This is a genomic window from Streptomyces sp. NPDC088554 (genome assembly GCF_044752945.1).
Lineage (GTDB): Bacteria > Actinomycetota > Actinomycetes > Streptomycetales > Streptomycetaceae > Streptomyces.
The window spans coordinates 1-17392 of record NZ_JBIVMF010000054.1; the positions used below are offsets into that span (position 1 = coordinate 1).

9 protein-coding genes are annotated in these 17392 nt (G+C 72.3%); 8 read left to right on the forward strand and 1 reads right to left on the reverse strand.

Annotated features, from left to right (window positions below):
- The 6 genes from ACIP8W_RS31100 to ACIP8W_RS31125 all read left to right on the forward strand — a co-directional run.
- Positions 1-4432 (forward strand): SDR family NAD(P)-dependent oxidoreductase (locus tag ACIP8W_RS31100; protein ID WP_402205728.1); only part of this gene is annotated, 4432 nt, incomplete at its 5' end.
- Between the two features lie 151 nt (positions 4433-4583).
- Positions 4584-7286 (forward strand): LuxR C-terminal-related transcriptional regulator, encoded by a 2703-nt coding sequence (locus tag ACIP8W_RS31105; RefSeq protein ID WP_402205730.1) that lies wholly within the window; start codon positions 4584-4586, stop codon positions 7284-7286.
- Positions 7287-7409: 123 nt separating this feature from the next.
- Positions 7410-7619, forward strand: a complete 210-nt coding sequence (locus ACIP8W_RS31110; protein WP_402151936.1) for a DUF5988 family protein — start codon at positions 7410-7412, stop codon at positions 7617-7619.
- 139 nt (positions 7620-7758) lie between these two features.
- Positions 7759-9126, forward strand: coding sequence for a crotonyl-CoA carboxylase/reductase (ccrA, locus tag ACIP8W_RS31115; protein ID WP_401955887.1), 1368 nt, complete (start codon positions 7759-7761; stop codon positions 9124-9126).
- Complete coding sequence (locus ACIP8W_RS31120; protein WP_402151940.1) at positions 9123-10112, forward strand: 3-oxoacyl-ACP synthase III family protein; 990 nt, start codon at positions 9123-9125, stop codon at positions 10110-10112. The genes ccrA and ACIP8W_RS31120 overlap by 4 nt, the downstream gene beginning before the upstream one ends.
- 68 nt (positions 10113-10180) lie before the next feature.
- The gene (locus tag ACIP8W_RS31125; protein WP_401955889.1) at positions 10181-11401 is read left to right on the forward strand and encodes a cytochrome P450; all 1221 of its coding nucleotides are present in this window, start codon (positions 10181-10183) and stop codon (positions 11399-11401) included.
- Between the two features lie 189 nt (positions 11402-11590).
- Here the strand turns inward: ACIP8W_RS31125 and ACIP8W_RS31130 are convergent, their stop codons facing one another.
- Positions 11591-12712 carry a cytochrome P450 gene (locus tag ACIP8W_RS31130; RefSeq protein ID WP_401955890.1) on the reverse strand — a complete coding sequence of 374 codons (1122 nt, stop codon included), beginning with the start codon at positions 12710-12712 and terminating at the stop codon, positions 11591-11593.
- A 312-nt stretch (positions 12713-13024) separates the two neighbouring features.
- Here ACIP8W_RS31130 and ACIP8W_RS31135 point away from each other — a divergent pair, with 312 nt between their 5' ends.
- Positions 13025-13555 (forward strand): NlmOI, encoded by a 531-nt coding sequence (locus ACIP8W_RS31135; protein ID WP_401955891.1) that lies wholly within the window; start codon positions 13025-13027, stop codon positions 13553-13555.
- Between the two features lie 118 nt (positions 13556-13673).
- Positions 13674-17392: type I polyketide synthase (locus ACIP8W_RS31140; protein ID WP_402205733.1), on the forward strand; the 3719-nt coding region annotated here is incomplete at its 3' end.

The window sequence follows — 17392 nt, forward strand, 5'->3', positions numbered from 1 at the left end:
GGGCCGTTGGGAGGGTCGGATCGATCTGGCGGCGGTGAACGGTCCGGCTTCGGTGGTGGTGGCGGGCGGAACCGGTGAGCTGGAAGAGCTGCTGGTGTGGGCGGAGGGAGAAGGGGTACGGGCGCGGCGGATCGCGGTCGACTACGCCTCGCACTCCTCCCAGGTGGAGGAGATTCGGGAGGAACTCCTCGATGTGCTGGGCGGGTTGACGCCTGTCGCGGCGCCTGTGCCGTTCTATTCGACGGTGACGGCCGGTCGGTTCGACACGGTGGGTCTGGATGCCGCGTACTGGTACGGGAATCTGCGGTCCACGGTTCGGTTGGACGAGACCGTTACCGGTCTGGTCGAGGCCGGGCATCATGCCTTCGTCGAGATCAGTCCGCATCCGGTGCTGATGTCGGCGGTGCAGGAGACGGCCGAGTCGGTGGGGCGTGAGGTCGTGGTGACGGGCACGCTGCGACGTGGTGAGGGCGGCTCCGAGCGGTTGTTGTTGTCGTTGGGTGAGGCGTATGTCCATGGTGTGGGTGTCGACTGGCAGGAGTGGTTCGCGGGGAGTGGTGCCCGGCCGGTGGAGTTGCCGACGTACGCCTTCCAGCATCGCCACTACTGGACGCGGATGCCCGGCGCCCGGCTCGGCGACACGGCCCTCGCCGGGCTCGGCCGTGCCGGACACCCCCTGCTCGGTGCCACGGTGGAACTGGCCGACGGCGACCGTACGGTGTTCACCGGCAGGCTGTCGCTGAAGGACCAGCCCTGGGCGGCCGACCACGCCGTGTTCGGCACCCCGCTGCTGCCCGGCACCGCGTTCGTGGAGCTGGCGCTGTGGGCGGGGGAGCGGCTGGGGATCCCCCGGGTCGACGAACTCGTCCTGGAAGCACCACTGTTGTTCCCCGACGCGAGCCCCGTACGCCTCCAGGTCGTGGTGGACGACGCGGACGAGCGGGGATACCGGGCGGTGCGCTTCTTCTCCCGTACCGAACAGTCCGGCGACGAGGAGTGGACCCGGCACGGCACCGCCGTGCTCGGCGGCGCCGCGCGGGCGGAGTTCGACCTGGGGGCCTGGCCGCCGCCCGGCGCGCAACCGGTCGAACTGGACGGCGCCTACGAGCGGATGGCGGAGGCGGGCTTCGGATACGGGCCCGCGTTCCGCGGGCTGCGCGCCGCCTGGCGACGCGGCGACGAGGTGTTCGCCGAGGTCGAGACGGACCAGGGCCGGGGAGCGGCCGGTGACGGCTTCGTGGCGCACCCCGCGCTCCTGGACGCGGCGCTGCACGGTGCCGGTCTGCTGCCGGACACACCGGACGGCGGCGCACGGCTGCCGTTCTCCTGGTCCGGTGTCACGGCCTACGCGACCGGCGCCACCTCCCTGCGGGTCCGGCTGACGCGGGCCGGTGGCGACGGGCTGTCCCTGCTCGCGGTGGACGCCCTCGGCGCCCCGGTCGTCGCCGTGGAGGAACTCACCTTCCGGCCGGTCTCCGCCGACCAGCTGGCCCAGGCCGCCGCCACCGGCCCCGAGGCGCTGCTGCGCGTCGACTGGCCGGTGCTCCCGGTCGCCGACCCGCCCGTCGGCCGTTATGTGTGGCTCGGTACGGCGACGGAGGGGCCCGAGCCCGCCTTCGGCACCGCGGCGGAGCTGGACGCCTGGCTCGGCGCGGGCAACCCCGCCCCGAGCGCCGCCGTCGCCCTCTGCCCCGTACCCGCCGCCGACGACACCCCGGCCGAGGCCGCCGAGCGGGCCGCGCTCTGGGGGCTGGAGCTGCTGCGGAACCGGACGGCGGCGCCCCGGCTCGCGGAGCTTCCGCTGGTGGTCGTCACCCGCGACGCCGCACCCGTCCCCGGCACCCCGGCCGAGGCCACCGGCACGGCCCACGCCGCGCTGGCCGGGCTGATGCGGTCGGCCCAGGCAGAGGACCCGGGGCGGCTCGTCCTGGTCGATGTCACGGCCGCCGACGGGCCGCCGTCCCCGGAAACGCTCGACAGGGCGCTCGCCGCGACGGAGCCCGAAGTGGCGGTGCGCGGCGGCACGATCCACGGCAGGCGGCTGGTCAAGGCCGTCGCGGACCCCGACGCCCTGGCCGAGCCGGCCGGGGACATCCCCTGGCGGCTCGATGTCACCGAGCCCGGCTCGTTCGGCAATCTCGCGCTCGTGCCCGACGCGGAGGGCACGGGACCGCTCCCCGAGGGGCGGGTGCGGATCGCCGTACGGGCGGCCGGGCTGAACTTCCGCGACACCCTCATCGCCCTCGGGATGTACCCGGACCGGGCCAGGCTCGGCAGCGAAGGGTGCGGAGTGGTGACCGAGGTCGGGCCCGGCGTCGAGTGGCCGGCCCCCGGCGACCGCGTCATGGGCACGCTGGACACCCCCTTCGCGCCCCACTCGGTCGCCGATCCCCGGCTGCTCGCCCCCGTGCCCGAGAGCTGGACCGATGTCCAGGGCGCGTCCGCCACCGTCGCCTTCCTCACCGCGTACCACGGCCTGGTCGACCTCGGAGGGCTCCGCGAGGGCCGGCGGATCCTGATCCACGCGGGCGCGGGCGGGGTCGGATCCGCCGCCGTACAGCTCGCCCGCCGACTGGGCGCCGAGGTGTACGCGACGGCCTCCCGGCCCAAGTGGGAGGCGCTGCGCGCGGCAGGGCTCGACGACGCGCACATCGCGGACTCGCGCACCCTCGACTTCCACGACGCGTTCCTCGACGCGACCGGCGGCCGGGGCATGGACATCGTACTCAACTGCCTCGCGGGCGAGTTCACCGATGCCTCGCTGCGCCTGCTGCCGCAGGGCGGCCGGTTCGTCGAGATGGGCAAGACCGATCTGCGGGATCCCCAGCACCTCGCCGCCGCCCACCCGGGCGTCGACTACCTGCCGTTCGACCTGGCCGACCCCGGACCGGAGCGGATCCAGGAGATCCTCGGCGAACTGGGCACCCTGTTCGCCGAGGGCGCGCTCACTCCGCCCCCGGCCACCACCTGGGACATCCACCACGCCCCCGAGGCGTTCCGGGCGCTGGCCCGCGCGACGCTCGTCGGCAAGGCCGTCCTCACCCTGCCCCCGGCGGGGTTCGCGCCGGGCGAGACCGTGCTCGTCACCGGCGGCACCGGCACCCTGGGCGCCCTGGTCGCCCGGCACCTCGTCGAACGCCACGGAGCCCGGCACCTGCTCCTCCTGTCCCGCTCCGGGCCGAACTCCCCCGAAGCCGAGGCGCTGCGTGTCGCGCTCGCCGCCCTGGGCGCGGACGCGGAGGTCGTGGCCGGTGACATCGGGGATCCCGACGCACCGGACCGGCTGCACACGGCCGTCACCGCCCTCGGACAGCGTCTGGCCGGTGTGGTGCACTGCGCGGGCACCACCGACGACGGCGCGATCGGCTCGCTGACCCCGGAGCGGCTCGCCGCCGTACTCCGGCCCAAGGCGCACGGCGCCTGGAATCTGCACCGGCTCACCGAACTCCACCCGCAGGTGCGGCAGTTCATGCTCTTCTCGTCGGCCGCGGCCACACTCGGCTCGCCGGGACAGGCCAACTACGCGGCGGCCAACGCCTTCCTCGACGCCTTCGCCCACCGACGACGGGCGCTCGGACTGCCCGCGGTGTCCGTCGGCTGGGGACTGTGGGAACAGGCCAGCGCGCTGACGGCCGGGCTCGGGGCCGCCGACCACCGGCGGCTGCGCTCCGGTGGATTCCGCGCCCTGCCCACCGACGAGGCGCTCTCCCTCTTCGACGTGGCGCTGCTCGGCGGCGTCGCCGACCCCGCCGTGGTGGCGGCGCCGCTGGACCTCGCGGCCCTGCGGGCCCGCCACGCGCGCGAGCCGCTGCCGCCCGTACTCCACGGCTTCCTCGGTACGGCCGCCGGATCCCGCGCGCGACGCCGGGCCGCCCAGGAGACACACGAGCCGGGAGCCGTGCTGCGCAGGCGGCTGGCCGCCCTGCCGGGGGAGCGGCGCAGAAGTGTGCTGCTCGGTCTGGTCCGTGGCCAGGTCGCCGCGGTCCTCGGCCATACGACTCCGGGGCTGGTGGACACGGAACGGTCGTTCCGCGAGATGGGGTTCGACTCGCTCACCGCCGTCGAACTGCGCAACCGGCTGAACACCGCCACCGGGCTGCGCCTTCCGGCGACCCTGGTGTTCGACCACCCGAGGCTGGACGCCCTGGCCGACCATGTGGGAGCCGCGCTGCTGCCCACCGTTGTGGACGGATCGGCGGACGACAGCGTGAAGGAGGCCGAGATCCGCGGCCTGATCCTGTCCGTCCCGCTCGCCAGACTGCGCGAGAGCGGGCTCCTGGACCCCTTGCTGGCACTCGCCTCGGGTACGCGGCCGCCGGCGCCGGCGCCGGCCCCCGAGCCCGTGGACGAGGCGGCCGATCAGAGTGGCGAGATCCGCGCGATGGACGCGGCGGCGCTGGTAGAGATGGCCAGGGCGTTCTCCGCCGAATGAGGATCCGGCACACAGCTGTTCACCCGGCAGACAGCGGACCGCCGCGTCGGGTTCGGTCTTTCCACGGTATCCGTGGAACATGCGGAACAAGCAGGATGTGATTGGGGTTACGGATATGTTGCTTTCCGTCCGGGATGACAAACTGCGGCTTATGGGTTCCTTGCTCGCCGAGTGTGAGCGCGGCAGAGCCATGACGGTGATATTGGAAGGCGGCGCCGGCTGCGGGAAGACCGATCTCGTGGAGGGCTTCGCGCAGTACGCCAAGGGATCGGGGGCGGTCGTTCTCGCTGCCCGGGATATCGATTTCTCCTCCGATTTCCCGGCGGGCCCCACCACAACGGCGGATTCCGTATGGTTCCAGAAGTCCTGCGACCATATCGAGACACTGGCCGAGCACGCTCCCGTCGTCATCTGTCTCGACGACCCGAGGGGTTACGAGGAGCCGAACCGGCGCCGGCTGTTGGAAGCCACCAGGCGCCAGTTGCGCAACAGCCGCGTCATGCTGGTCCTCACCCTCCTGCCGTTCGGCGGCTCCGACGGCTGGGACGTCCACTGCGAGCTGCTGCGACAGCCCAACCTCCACTGGATCAGACTGCTTCCGCTGGACCGCGGCCAGACCGCCGTGCTGTGGGACAGCCTCCACGGCGCACCCGAGGGCGGCCCCCACGGGGAGCTCCACGACGGGCCGCCCGGCACCGCCCTGTCCGAGGAACTCCACGCGGCGAGCGGCGGCAACCCGCTGCTCGTCCGCGCCCTCGCCGAGGAGCGGGACATGAACGGCCGCTTCGCCCACCGCACCGCGTGGCCCTGCTCGGGCGGCCTGTTCGCCCAGGTCGCCCTGGACTGCGTACGCGACAGCGGACCGCTCGCCGCCTCGGTGGCCCTCGGGATGGCGGCGCTGCGCGAGTTCTCCAGCCGCGAGAACCTGGCCGCCGTACTGCGTCTCGATCCCGCGCAGGTCACGCGCGGGGAGAACGTGCTGTATCTGGCCGGCCTGGTCGATGCCTGGCGGTTGCGGCATCCGGTGATCGAATCGGCGGTGCTGAAGCACCCGGGATTCGGACAACGTTCCGACATCCTGCTCCGGGTGGCGGAGCTGCTGCGCGAGCACGGTGCCGGGGCCCGGGTGACGGCCCGTTATCTGCTGGACATCGGCGGGGTGGCCGCGTCCTGGCAGGCGGCGATCCTCCAACGGGCCGCCGACGAGGCGCTGGCCATCGACGACGCGTCGTTCGCCGACGCCTGTCTCGCCCTCGCGCTGGACGCCTCGACCGACTGCTGGGAACGGGCCCGACTGGCGCTGAAACGCTCCGTCGTGATGCTGCGCACCGAGCCCTGGCGGGCCGAGGAACAGTACCTGGAGACCACGGGGACGGGCTGCGCCTGCGGGGCGGAGCGCTGCGACGCGCAAGCCGTACTGAGGGCGCGGCTGCTGATCGGCTGCGGCCGCGTGGGCGAGGGCACGGAGATGCTCCGCGCCGTTGCCCCGCCGCCCAGGGACACCCTCCGGGACGTCCCGCACCCCAGCCACTTCGACGAGACCTGGCCCTGGCTCTTCTGCGTCACCCCGGGCGTACCGGACGCCTGGTCCGTATGGATACCGTCCGGGGGAACGGCGTCCGAGAAGGACGGCGGCGGCGGGGCCCGCGCCGACGAGGACAGGTTCAGCTTCTGCCTCGGCCGGCAGCACGACCGGATCCGGGGCGTCCACGAGATCGAGGAACAGCTGACGGCCTCCCGGCTCGGCGACACCACCCTCGCGCTGATCATGCCCGAGCTGTGGCATCTGAGCGCCGTCGGCCGGCCGGACCTGGCGGACGAGTGGTGCGCGCACTTCCTGCGCGAGGCCACCGACCGGGGCGTCGAGGGCTGGCGCCAGCTCCTGACCGCGATAAAGGCCGAGATCGCGCTCGCCCGGGGCGCCCTGGCGGACGCGGAGATCCTGGCCAGGGAGGCCGTGGAGCACGGCGGCACGGTACCGGGCTACTGGCTGTGCGGGGGACCGCTCACCACCCTCATCACGGTGTGCACCGCGACCGGCCGGTACGAGGAGGCCGCCCGGCTGCTCGGCAGGCCGCTCCCCGATGCCTTCTTCCGCTCCATCTACGGGCTGGGGTACCTCAGGGCCCGCGGCCACTTCCTGCTGGCCGTCGGCAGGCCGCACCTCGCGCTGTCCGACTTCCTGACCGTGGGCCGCCGCTCCGACGGCTGGGACCTGCCCTTCGCGGCGAGGCCGCCCTGGCGGATCGACGCGGCCGAGGCATGGCTGCGGCTCGGCAACGAGCACGAGGCGAGCCAGCTGCTGGCCGCGCACCAGGCCCGTACCGCCGAAGGGGAATCGCCCTCCGGGCCATGGCTTCGGGTACGGGCCCGGCTCGCCGAGCCGCACGAGCGGCCAGGGCTGCTCACCCGGTCCGCCGAACGGTTCCAGGCGTCGGGCAACGTCTGGGAGCTGACCCGGGTCCTCGCCGACCTCGCCGAGGCGTACCAGCACCTCGACCAGCCCGCCCACGCCGATCTGACGCTGCGCAAGGCCCGGCAACTGGCCGACGAGGGCGGGGCGGGCCCGCTGCGCGAGCGGATCCTCTCGCTGGGCCTCGGCGGCCGGTCGGCCCCACGGGCCGCGCGCGGCCCCGTACACCGGATCGATCCGGCCGCGAAACTCAGCGAGTCGGAACGGCGGGTGGCCGTGCTCGCGGCCCGGGGGCTGACCAACCGGGAGATCTCGACCGAACTGTTCATCACCATCAGCACGGTCGAGCAGCATCTCACCCGGGTCTACAAGAAACTCGATATCGCCTCGCGCCAGGAACTCCCGCTGTACCTCGAACTCGGGCTGCCGGAAACGGCCTGAACGCCGTCCCGGGCGACCCCTGTCCCCGTTCCCTGGGGGTCGTAGGGGTGGTTCACCGAAGGGCGGGGATGTGAGATTTCCCTTACGGAAAAGAAGGAAGTCGCAAAAACCGGAGGTTTCGGAATGACGAACTTCAGAGCACTCCTCTGCGACGGTCCGCCTTCCCTTCCGGCGGAGGATCGCATGCAGTTCGCGATCTCGTTGACGGAGAAGATCAAGCATCGCTTCGGCGCGGGATACGAACACTTCGTCCACAAGGGTGAATTCACCACGGTCGACGGAGAAGAGGTCGCGGTCTTCCGCTGGACGACACGGACCGCCATCGCGGAATGAACACGTGGCGCACTCTCCCCGGGGTGCGCCACACCCAAAACCCCGGGACAGGGGGAGATCCGGATTCTGAGGGGTGGCGTTAGGGGGCGGAATCTCCCTAGCGTCGTCGATATCAACAGCCGTACGAGGGAAGGCCGTCATGGGTTCTGTGACTGACGCGGTGCTGGCGGGCGCGAGTCCGCAGGAGCTGGAACGTGCGGTCCTGCCGGACGAGTTCACGGCCGCACACCTGAGGGTCGAGGACGTGGACGTCTTCCGGGACGTGGTCGACAAGGACGTGCGCAAGACACTGCACGTCGGCCCCGTACCGATGCCGGAACCGGCCCCCGACGAGGTCCTGATCGCCGTCATGGCCAGCTCGATCAACTACAACACTGTCTGGTCCGCCATCTTCGAACCCCTGCCGACCTTCCGGTTTCTGGCCGCCTACGGCAAACAGGGCGGCTGGGCCGCCCGCCACGACCAGCCTTACCACGTCCTCGGCTCGGACGCGGCCGGAGTCATCGTCCGGGTCGGCTCGGCGGTACGGCGCTGGCGCGTCGGCGACCACGTCCTGGTCAACGCCGCCCGGGTGGACGAACAGGAAGCCCTCTCCCAGGACGACGGCATGCTCGGCGAACACCAGCTCGCCTGGGGCTACGAGACCAACTTCGGCGGACTCGCCCACTACTGTCTGGCCCGCGCCAGCCAGCTCATCCCCAAACCCGCCCATCTGACCTGGGAGGAAGCCGCGTCCGTACCCGCCTGCGCCGGCACCTCCTACCGGATGCTGGTCGGGGACCACGGAGCCCGTATGAAACAGGGCGACATCGTGCTGATCTGGGGCGCCACGGGCGGCGTCGGCGCCTACGCCGTACAGCTGGTCAAGAGCGGCGGCGGTATCCCGGTCGGTGTCGTCGGCTCGGCACGCAAGGCCGAGGCCCTGCGCGCGCTCGGCTGCGACATCGTCATCGACCGCGAGGAGATCGGCCTCGGCGAGGGCGACGGCGACGACTTCGAACAGTCGATGGCCAACGGCAAACGGCTCGGCGCGGTCATCCGCAGGGAGACCGGCGAGGACCCGCACATCGTCTTCGAACATGTCGGCCAGGCCACCTTCGGTATGTCCGTCTTCGTGGTGCGCCGCGGCGGCACGGTGGTGACCTGTGGCTCCAGCACCGGATACCGGCACCACTACGACAACCGCTATCTGTGGATGAAACTGAAGCGGGTGATCGGCAGCCATGTCGCCAACCTCAACGAACAGTGGGAGTGCGCCCGGCTGTTCAGCCAGGGCCGCGTGATGCCGGCCCTGTCCTCGCTCTTCCCACTGCACGAGGTCGGCGAGGCCACCCGGATGGTCCAGCTCAACGAACACATCGGCAAGGTCGGGGTGCTGTGCCTGGCCCCGGAACCCGGCCTCGGTGTCACCGACCCCGAACTACGGGCCCGGATCGGCGCCGACCGGCTCAACCCGCTGCGCCCCTTCGCCACCCACAGGCCCGGCTCCCTGGCGGTGACCGTATGACCGCCATCGGCATCCTCGGCACCGGTTCCTACCTGCCCAAGGAGGAGATCACCAACGAAGAGCTGGCCCTCCGCGTCCCCAACATCACCGCCGAGTGGATCGGCCGCCGCACCCTGATCATGGGCCGCCGCTACGCCGCCCCGGACGAGGCCACCTCCGACCTGGCCCGGCACGCCGCCACCGCCGCCCTCGCCCGGGCCGGTGTCGAGGCGGACCGGATCGACTACCTCATCGTCGCCACCTCGACCGGTGACGCCCCCCTGCCGCCCACCTCGTCACTGGTGCAGAACGCGCTCGGCGCCCACCGCGCGGCCTGCTTCGACATCAACATCGCCTGCGCCGGCTTCGTCTACGCCCTCGACATCGCCCGCGCCCTCGTCGCGCTGCGCCCCGGCAGCCTCGCCCTGGTGATCGGCGCCGACCTGTACTCGCGGTTCCTCGACTACGACGACCGGGGCACCGCCGTCCTGCTCGGCGACGGCGCGGGCGCCGCCGTGGTGGGCGCCGTGCCCGACCCGTACGGCATCCTCGACATCAGCCTGACCGGGCGGGGCGACGCCCATGAGCTGATCTGGATCGAGGGCGGCGGCAGCCGCGTACCCGCCTCGCCGGACACCGTCGCGAACGGCGGCCACTACCTGCGGATGCGCGGACGGGGGGTCGCCTCATTCGTCATGGAGAACGTCCCCCCGATGATCGGCCCCCTGCTGGAGCGCGCCGGAGCCACCATCGACCAGGTCGCGCACTTCGTCCCGCACCAGGCCAACGGCGTCCTCCTCGGTGAACTGGTCGAACGCTGCGGCCTGTCCGGCGCGCGCACCCACACCCCCCTGGTCACGTACGGGAACATGGGCGCCGCGTCCGTCCCCGTGGCCCTGGACGAGGCAGCGCGGGCGGGCCTGCTGGCCGACGGCGAACTACTGCTGCTCGCGGGCTTCGGAGCGGGCATGGCGGCGGGGCTCTGCCTGCTGCGCTGGTCGGCCTGAACCCCCGCCGCGGTCCGCCGCTCCCTCCCGGCTCCCGCCTGTCCCTCGGACCAAAGGAACCTCCCCCCGTGACCGACGCCACCGCCTCGCCCGAGGCCGACTTCCCCCTGTTGAGGAAATGCCCCTACGCGCCGCCCGAGGAATACGTCCCGATGCGGACCACGGGGACCCCCGCCCCGGTCCGGCTCTACGACGGGAAACGCATCTGGCTCATCACCCGCTACGACCAGGCGCGCGCCGTACTGGGCGACTCCCGCTTCAGCTCCGACATCACGAACCCCGGATACCCCATATACGCCGAGGCGTTCGAGGGGTCGCGTGCCTTTCCCATGCTGTTCACCATGGACGCACCACAGCACACCGCGCAGCGCAAGGCGGTCGTCAGCGAATTCACCCTGCGGCGGGCCGAAATTCTCCGTCCGGCCATGCAGAAGAAGGCCGACGAGCTGATCGACGCCATGCTGGCGGAAGGAAATTCGGCCGATCTGGTCAAAGGATTCGCCGAACCCTTCTCCGGCACCATCACCTGCTGGGCTCTCGGTATGGAGTACACCGATCTGCAGGCGTGGCTGCTCGACAGCCGTGAAGTCCGGGAAAAGGCCACCTCGGTCGTCGACTCCGAACAGGTCGGCGACGAGGTCAGCCAGCGCATGGTCGCGCTTCAGCAGTATTTCCTGCGTTTCATCGACGCCAAGCGGGAGAACCCCGGCGACGATCCGACCAGTCGTGTGATCGAGAAGTACGTGACCCCCGGAACGCTCGGCAGGATCGAACTCGCCAACCTCTGCTTCCTCATCTTCATCGCGGGACAGTCGCCGGTGCAGTCCATGCTGACCGCCGGTGTCGGGCTGTTCCTGGAACACCCCGACCAGGTGGCTGCCGTACGCGAGGAACCGGCGGTACTGCCCCGCGCCGTCGACGAGATGATGCGGCTGATCAGCCCGCTGGACCTGATGCCCCGGGTCGCGCTGGAGGACGTGGAGCTGGGCGGACTGCGCATCGGCAAGGGCGAGGGCGTGGTGGTGGCCAACGGCGCCGCCAACCGCGACCCGGCCGTGTACCAGGAGCCCGACCGGCTGGATGTACGCCGCACGGACCGCGGCCACCTCGCCTTCGGGTCCGGCATCCATCACTGCCTCGGCGCCAATCTGACCAAGGTCGGCCTCGAAGTCGCGTACGGCACTCTCTTCCGCAGGCTGCCCGGCCTGAAACTCGGGCTTCCCATCGAGGAGTTGTACGTCAGACCGGGCTGGCACCCCGAGATCGAGCGGATCCCCGTCACCTGGTGACCGTCGGCGCCCCACCGCCGTCCCCCCACCGCCCCGCCCGCTCCCGGGCGGGGCGGAGCCATGTGCCGCTCCACGCCCGGTACCCGTACCTCTGTATCCGATGTATCCGATGTATCCGAACGCGGAACGGCCCGTACGCTCCGGGGCGAGACGCCCGGGTCGTACGGACCGTTGTCCCGGCGCGGCCCGCTAACCGGCGGTCACCTCGATGTCCAGCCGACGCGGGCCGACCACGTTCTTCGGGTGGTGGTACACCACCGAGCCGTCCTCCGTGGCCACCTTCAGCTCCGGGAACCGGTCCAGCAGCAGGTTCAGTACGATCCGGGTCTCCAGCCGCGCCAGCGGGGCGCCCATGCAGAAGTGCAGCCCCTGGCCGAAACCGAGGTGGCGTCCCTGGTCGCGGTGGAGGTCGAAGGAGTCGGGGGCCTCGAACCGCTCGGGGTCCCGGTTGGCCGAGACCGTCCACAGCGTGAGGACCTGGCCCGCGGGGATCTTCTCGCCGCCCAGCTCCGCATCCCGGGTCGTCATCCGTACCAGCCGGGAGAAGGCCGGGCGCAGCCGTACAGCCTCCTCGATCGCCGCCGGCACCAGCGAGCGGTCCCGCCGCACCTCGGCCAGCGCCCCGGGGTTCTCGTCCAGGCAGAGCACCGTGGAGCCCAGCACCGCGGTGGTGGTGATGTGCCCGGCCATCAGCAGGGTCCCGGCGAAGCCGATGATCTCGTCGTCGTCCAGCCGGCCGTCCTCGGTGGTGGCCGTCGCCAGCTGGCTGATCAGGTCGTCCCGGGGCGCGGCGCGACGGCGGCCGACGAACTCCCGCATGTAGGAGCGCAGTTCCCGGGCCGTCTCCACGAAGGCGAGTACGTTCTCCTCGCTCGGCAGCGCGCTCTCCCCGCCGCCGTTGGCCGCGATGAAGGCCAGCGCCCACTTCTCGAACAGCGGCCGGTCCGTCACCGGGATACCGAGCAGCTCCGCGATCACGAATACCGGCAGGGGGTGGGTGACCGCCTCCACCAGATCGAACCGGTCCCGGCCCGCCACCTCGTCGAGCAGCTCGTTGACCAGCTCGGTGATCCGCGGCTCCAGATCGGCCACCAGCCGGGGCGTGAACGCCTTGCTGACGAGCGACCGGAGCCTGCGGTGCATCGGCGGGTCCATGCCGACGACGTTCCCCTTCGCCATCCACGCCGTGTCCGGATGCGAGGGGATGACGGCCGACATGTCGTTCGAGTAGGTGGTCGTGTCCGACAGCACCCGGGAGACATCGGCGTGGCGGAAGACGTGCCACAGGCCCGGGAAATCATCGGGGGACACCGGATTGTCCCGCCTGTTTTTTGTCAGCCAGGCGAGCAGCGAAGGAAAGTCATCCTGCGTTTCAGGTATCGGAGACTGCGGTTCGTTCGTCATCGTCTCGCTCCTTCTGGAAGGCACCGGACGGATGAGCCGGCCCCATCGGCGGGATCCTAATGGCGCTGGTCGCGGCGGAAACACCCCTAGCCGGAACCCGCCGCCCCCGATCAGGCTCCGTACCACCCCTAAAGGGCTCTTCCGGGCTTGTGCTCGGCAATGGCGGGTCCATAGTTTTTTCCAGGTAAGGAACGGCGTTCCGATCTCCCGGAGTTGGCCATGAGTGCGCAGTCCATACAGTCCTCGGACGAGGCGTTGCGGGATTCTGTTCCCGCCGACAGCGGCGAAGTCGCTTTTCCGGTCCGTGAGGACGTGGCCGAGGAAATGAGGCAGCTCGATTTCCTGCTCGGGGATTTCCGCGTCGAATACACGAATCTGACCACGGAGAAAGTCACCACCGGCGAGGCGACCTTCTCGACCCGCCCGGTGGCCGACGGCCGGTTCTACGAGATGACCCAGCACATCCCGGTGCCCGGCATCACCGCCACCTGGCTCATCGGCTGGAGCACGGTGGACGCCGCCTTCGCCTGCTTCTACTACGACGACTGGGGCCACCACGGCACGTTCACCAGCCCCGGCTGGGACGACGGCCACTTCAGGATCTCCGGCGACAGCGCCGTCTTCGGCGGACGTCACCGGTTCGTGGACGACTTCGCGGTGGTCGACGCCGACCACTTCGTGAAGCATGGCTTCATCGTCGCGGGCGACGAGCTGATCCCCGGGGACCTGCTGCACTGCTACCGGATCTGAGCCGCCGCCGCGCCGCCTCCGAGCGGCCTCCGGCACCGAGACCGCTCCGGCCGCCGGAGCTCCGACAGCAGACGGCACGGGCTGTTCCGTACGTTCTCGATCACGTGGAGGCAAGCCGATGCCGGATGGTTCCGAGGCGATAGCCGTCGTCGGCATCGCGTGCCGGCTGCCGGGCGCCGGGAATCCGGCGGAGTTCGCCGCGCTGCTCGCCCGGGGCGGCGACGCCGTCACGGACGTGCCGGCCGAACGGCGCGGCGTCGTCCCCGACGCGCCCGGGGTCCCCCTCCGGGGCGGATTCCTCACCGGCGTGGACGGGTTCGACGCGGGGTTCTTCGGCATCTCCCCGCGGGAGGCCGCCGCCATGGACCCGCAGCAGCGCCTGCTCCTCGAACTCGGCTGGGAGGCGCTGGAACACGCCGGGACCGTCCCCGCCGCGCCGGGCGGCAGCCGTACCGGCGTCTTCGTCGGCGCGCTCGCCGACGACTACGCCCGGCTCGTCCAGGGACGTGGCCCCGAGGGGGTCACCCCCCACACCTTCACCGGGGTGCAGCGCTCCCTGCTGGCCAACCGCGTCTCGTACACCCTGAAGCTGCGCGGTCCGAGCCTGACCGTCGACACCGGCCAGTCCTCCTCGCTGGTCGCCGTCCATCTGGCCGTCGAGAGCCTGCGCCGGGGCGAGTGCGCGGTGGCGCTCGCGGGCGGTGTCAACCTGGTGCTGTCCCCCGGGAGCACCCTCGCCGTCGCCCGCCTCGGGGCGCTCTCCCCGGACGGCCGCTGCCACACCTTCGACGCCCGTGCCAACGGGTACGTACGCGGTGAGGGCGGCGGCCTGGTCGTCCTGAAGCCACTGGCGGCGGCGCTCGCCGACGGGGACCGCGTCCACTGTGTGATCCGTGGCAGCGCGGTCAACAACGACGGCGGTGGCGGCGGACTGACCGCCCCCGACCCCGAGGCGCAGCGGGAGGCCGTCCTCCTCGCGTGCGCACGGGCCGCCACGGACCCCGCCGAGATCCAGTACGTCGAACTCCACGGCACCGGCACCCCCGAGGGCGACCCGGTCGAGGCCGCCGCGCTCGGTGCCGCGCTGGGCGGCGCCCGCCCCCAGGGGCGACCGCTGCGCGTCGGCTCGGTCAAGACCAACATCGGCCACCTGGAGGGCGCGGCGGGGATCGCCGGTCTCATCAAGACCGTACTGTGCCTGCGCGACGCCCGGTTGGTGCCCACCCTCCACCACGACAGCCCCCACCCCCGGATCCCCCTGGACGAGCTGGGGCTGACCGTCCAGCGCACCACCGAGCCCTGGCCCGGGGAGGGCCCCCGGGTCGCGGGCGTCAGCTCCTTCGGCCTCGGCGGCACCAACTGCCATGTCGTCCTGGCGTCCTGGGACGAGGCGCGGGACGCCGCCGCCCCGGCCCCCCCTGATGTGCGCGACGTGCCCTGGGTGCTCTCCGCCAAGACCCCGCGCGCCCTCGCCGAGCAGGCACGACGGCTGCTGGACGCCGCCCCCGAGGTCTCCCCGGCCGCCCTCGGGCACGCCCTGCTGACCACCCGCGCGCTCTTCCCGCACCGCGCGGTGGTCCTCGGCGCCGACAGCCCCGCCAGGCTGAGCGGCCTGGCCGCGCTCGGCCGGGGCGAGTCCGCGCCCGGAGTCATCACCGCCCCGGGCCCCGGCACACCCCCCACCGGCCCCGGGCCCGTCTTCGTCTTCCCCGGCCAGGGCTCCCAGTGGGCGGGCATGGCCGGTGAACTCCTCGACACCGAACCGGCGTTCGCCGCCCGCTGGGCCGCCTGTGAACAGGCCCTCGCCGTCTGCGTCGACTGGTCCCCGACCGAGGTCGTACGGCAGCTGCCCGGCGCCCCCGGACTCGACCGGGTCGAGGTGCTCCAGCCGGTCCTGTGGGCCGTCATGGTCAGTCTGGCCGAGGTGTGGCGTACGTACGGTGTGGAGCCCGCCGCGGTCGTCGGCCACTCCCAGGGCGAGGTCGCCGCCGCCTGCGTGGCCGGGGCGCTCACCCTGGAGGACGGCGCACGGGTCTCCGTACGCCGTGCCGAGCTGATCGGGCGCCGGCTCTCCGGACACGGCGGGATGGTGGCCGTACCCGAACCGGAGGAAGCGGCCTCGGCCCGGCTGGCGGCCCTGGACGGGCGCGTCGAGATCGCCGCCGTCAACGGCCCCGACTCCGTGGTGGTGGCGGGAGCGCCCGACGCGCTGGAGGAGCTGCTCGCCTCCTGCGCCGCCGACGAGGTCCGCGCCCGTCGCGTCGCCGTCGACTACGCCTCCCACTCCTCCCACGTCGAGGCCATCCGCGAGGAGCTCCTCGCCGCCCTCGCCGAGGTGGCCCCGCTCCCGGCCCGGGTGCCCTTCCACTCCACGGTGGTGCGCGGCGCGACGGACCCGGTGCTGGACGGCCTCTACTGGTACCGCAACCTCCGCGAGACGGTCTCCTTCGCGCCCGCCGTCACCGCGCTGGCCGAGGCGGGCCACCGGACCTTCATCGAGATCAGCCCCCACCCGGTCCTCACGACCGCCGTGGCCGCCGCCGCCGAACAGACCGGCGCCGTCCCGGTGGTGGTGCCCACCCTGCGCCGTCACCACGGCGGCTCCGACCAGTTCGCCGCCGCCCTCGCCCAGGCGTTCGTCCACGGCACCGAGGTGGACTGGACGGCCGCCCGTACCGGGCGACTCCCCTCCGTACATGTCGAGTTGCCCACCTATCCCTTCCAGCGCTCCTCCCACTGGCTGGCCCCCCTCGCGGCGGGCGAAGCGGGGCCGCCGTCCTCGTGGCAAGCCGCGGAAGCCCAGAACGCCCCGGCGGAGTTTGGGGATTCCGCCGGGGTCCCCGTCTCTTCCCCCACCACCACGGCCGGTCTGCTGGATCTCGTACGGGCCGAGGCGGCCGTCGTCCTCGGTCACCGGGACGCGTCCGCCGTGGCGCCCGAGCTGACCTTCAAGGACCTCGGCGTCGACTCGCACCTCGCCCTCGAACTGCGCGGCCGGCTGAGCGCCGTGACCGGCCGGCGGCTGCCCACCACCCTGCTGTACGAGCACCCCACGCCCACGGCCCTCGCCCGCCATCTCGGCGCGGACCCGGCCACCGGCTCCCCGGCCGGGCCGGGAGCGGAGGCCGTCCGGGGAGCCGACGAGCCGATCGCGGTCGTCGGCATGGCCTGCCGTCTGCCCGGGGGCATCGACAGCCCGGAAGAGCTGTGGCAGGCCGTCCTGGACGGGACCGACGCGGTCTCCGCGCCGCCCGCCGACCGGGGCTGGGGCGAGGGCGGCCACCGGGGCGGCTTCCTCGCCGACGCCGCCGGCTTCGACGCCGAACTCTTCGGTATCGCACCGCGCGAGGCCCTGGCGATGGACCCGCAGCAGCGGCTCCTGCTGGAGACCTCGTGGGAGGCGATCGAGCGCGCCGGGATGGCCCCGTCCGCCCTGCGCGCCACCCGGACCGGCGTCTACGTCGGCGCGATGTCCCAGGAGTACGGCCCCCGGCTCCACGAGGCCCCGGAGGATCTGCGCGGACACCTGCTGACCGGGAACACCGCCGGGGTCCTCTCCGGCCGCCTCTCGTACGTCTTCGGCTGCGAAGGCCCGGCGGTCACCGTCGACACGGCCTGCTCGTCCTCCCTGGTCGCCCTCCATCTCGCCGTCGAGTCGCTGCGGCGCGGGGAGTGCTCGCTGGCGCTCGCCGCGGGCGTGGCGGTGATGGCCACCCCCGGCCTGTTCACCGAGTTCTCGCGGCAGGGCGGGCTGTCGGCCGATGGTCGGTGCAGGTCGTTCGCGGCTTCGGCGGATGGTACGGGTTGGTCGGAGGGGGTGGGTGTGCTGTTGGTGGA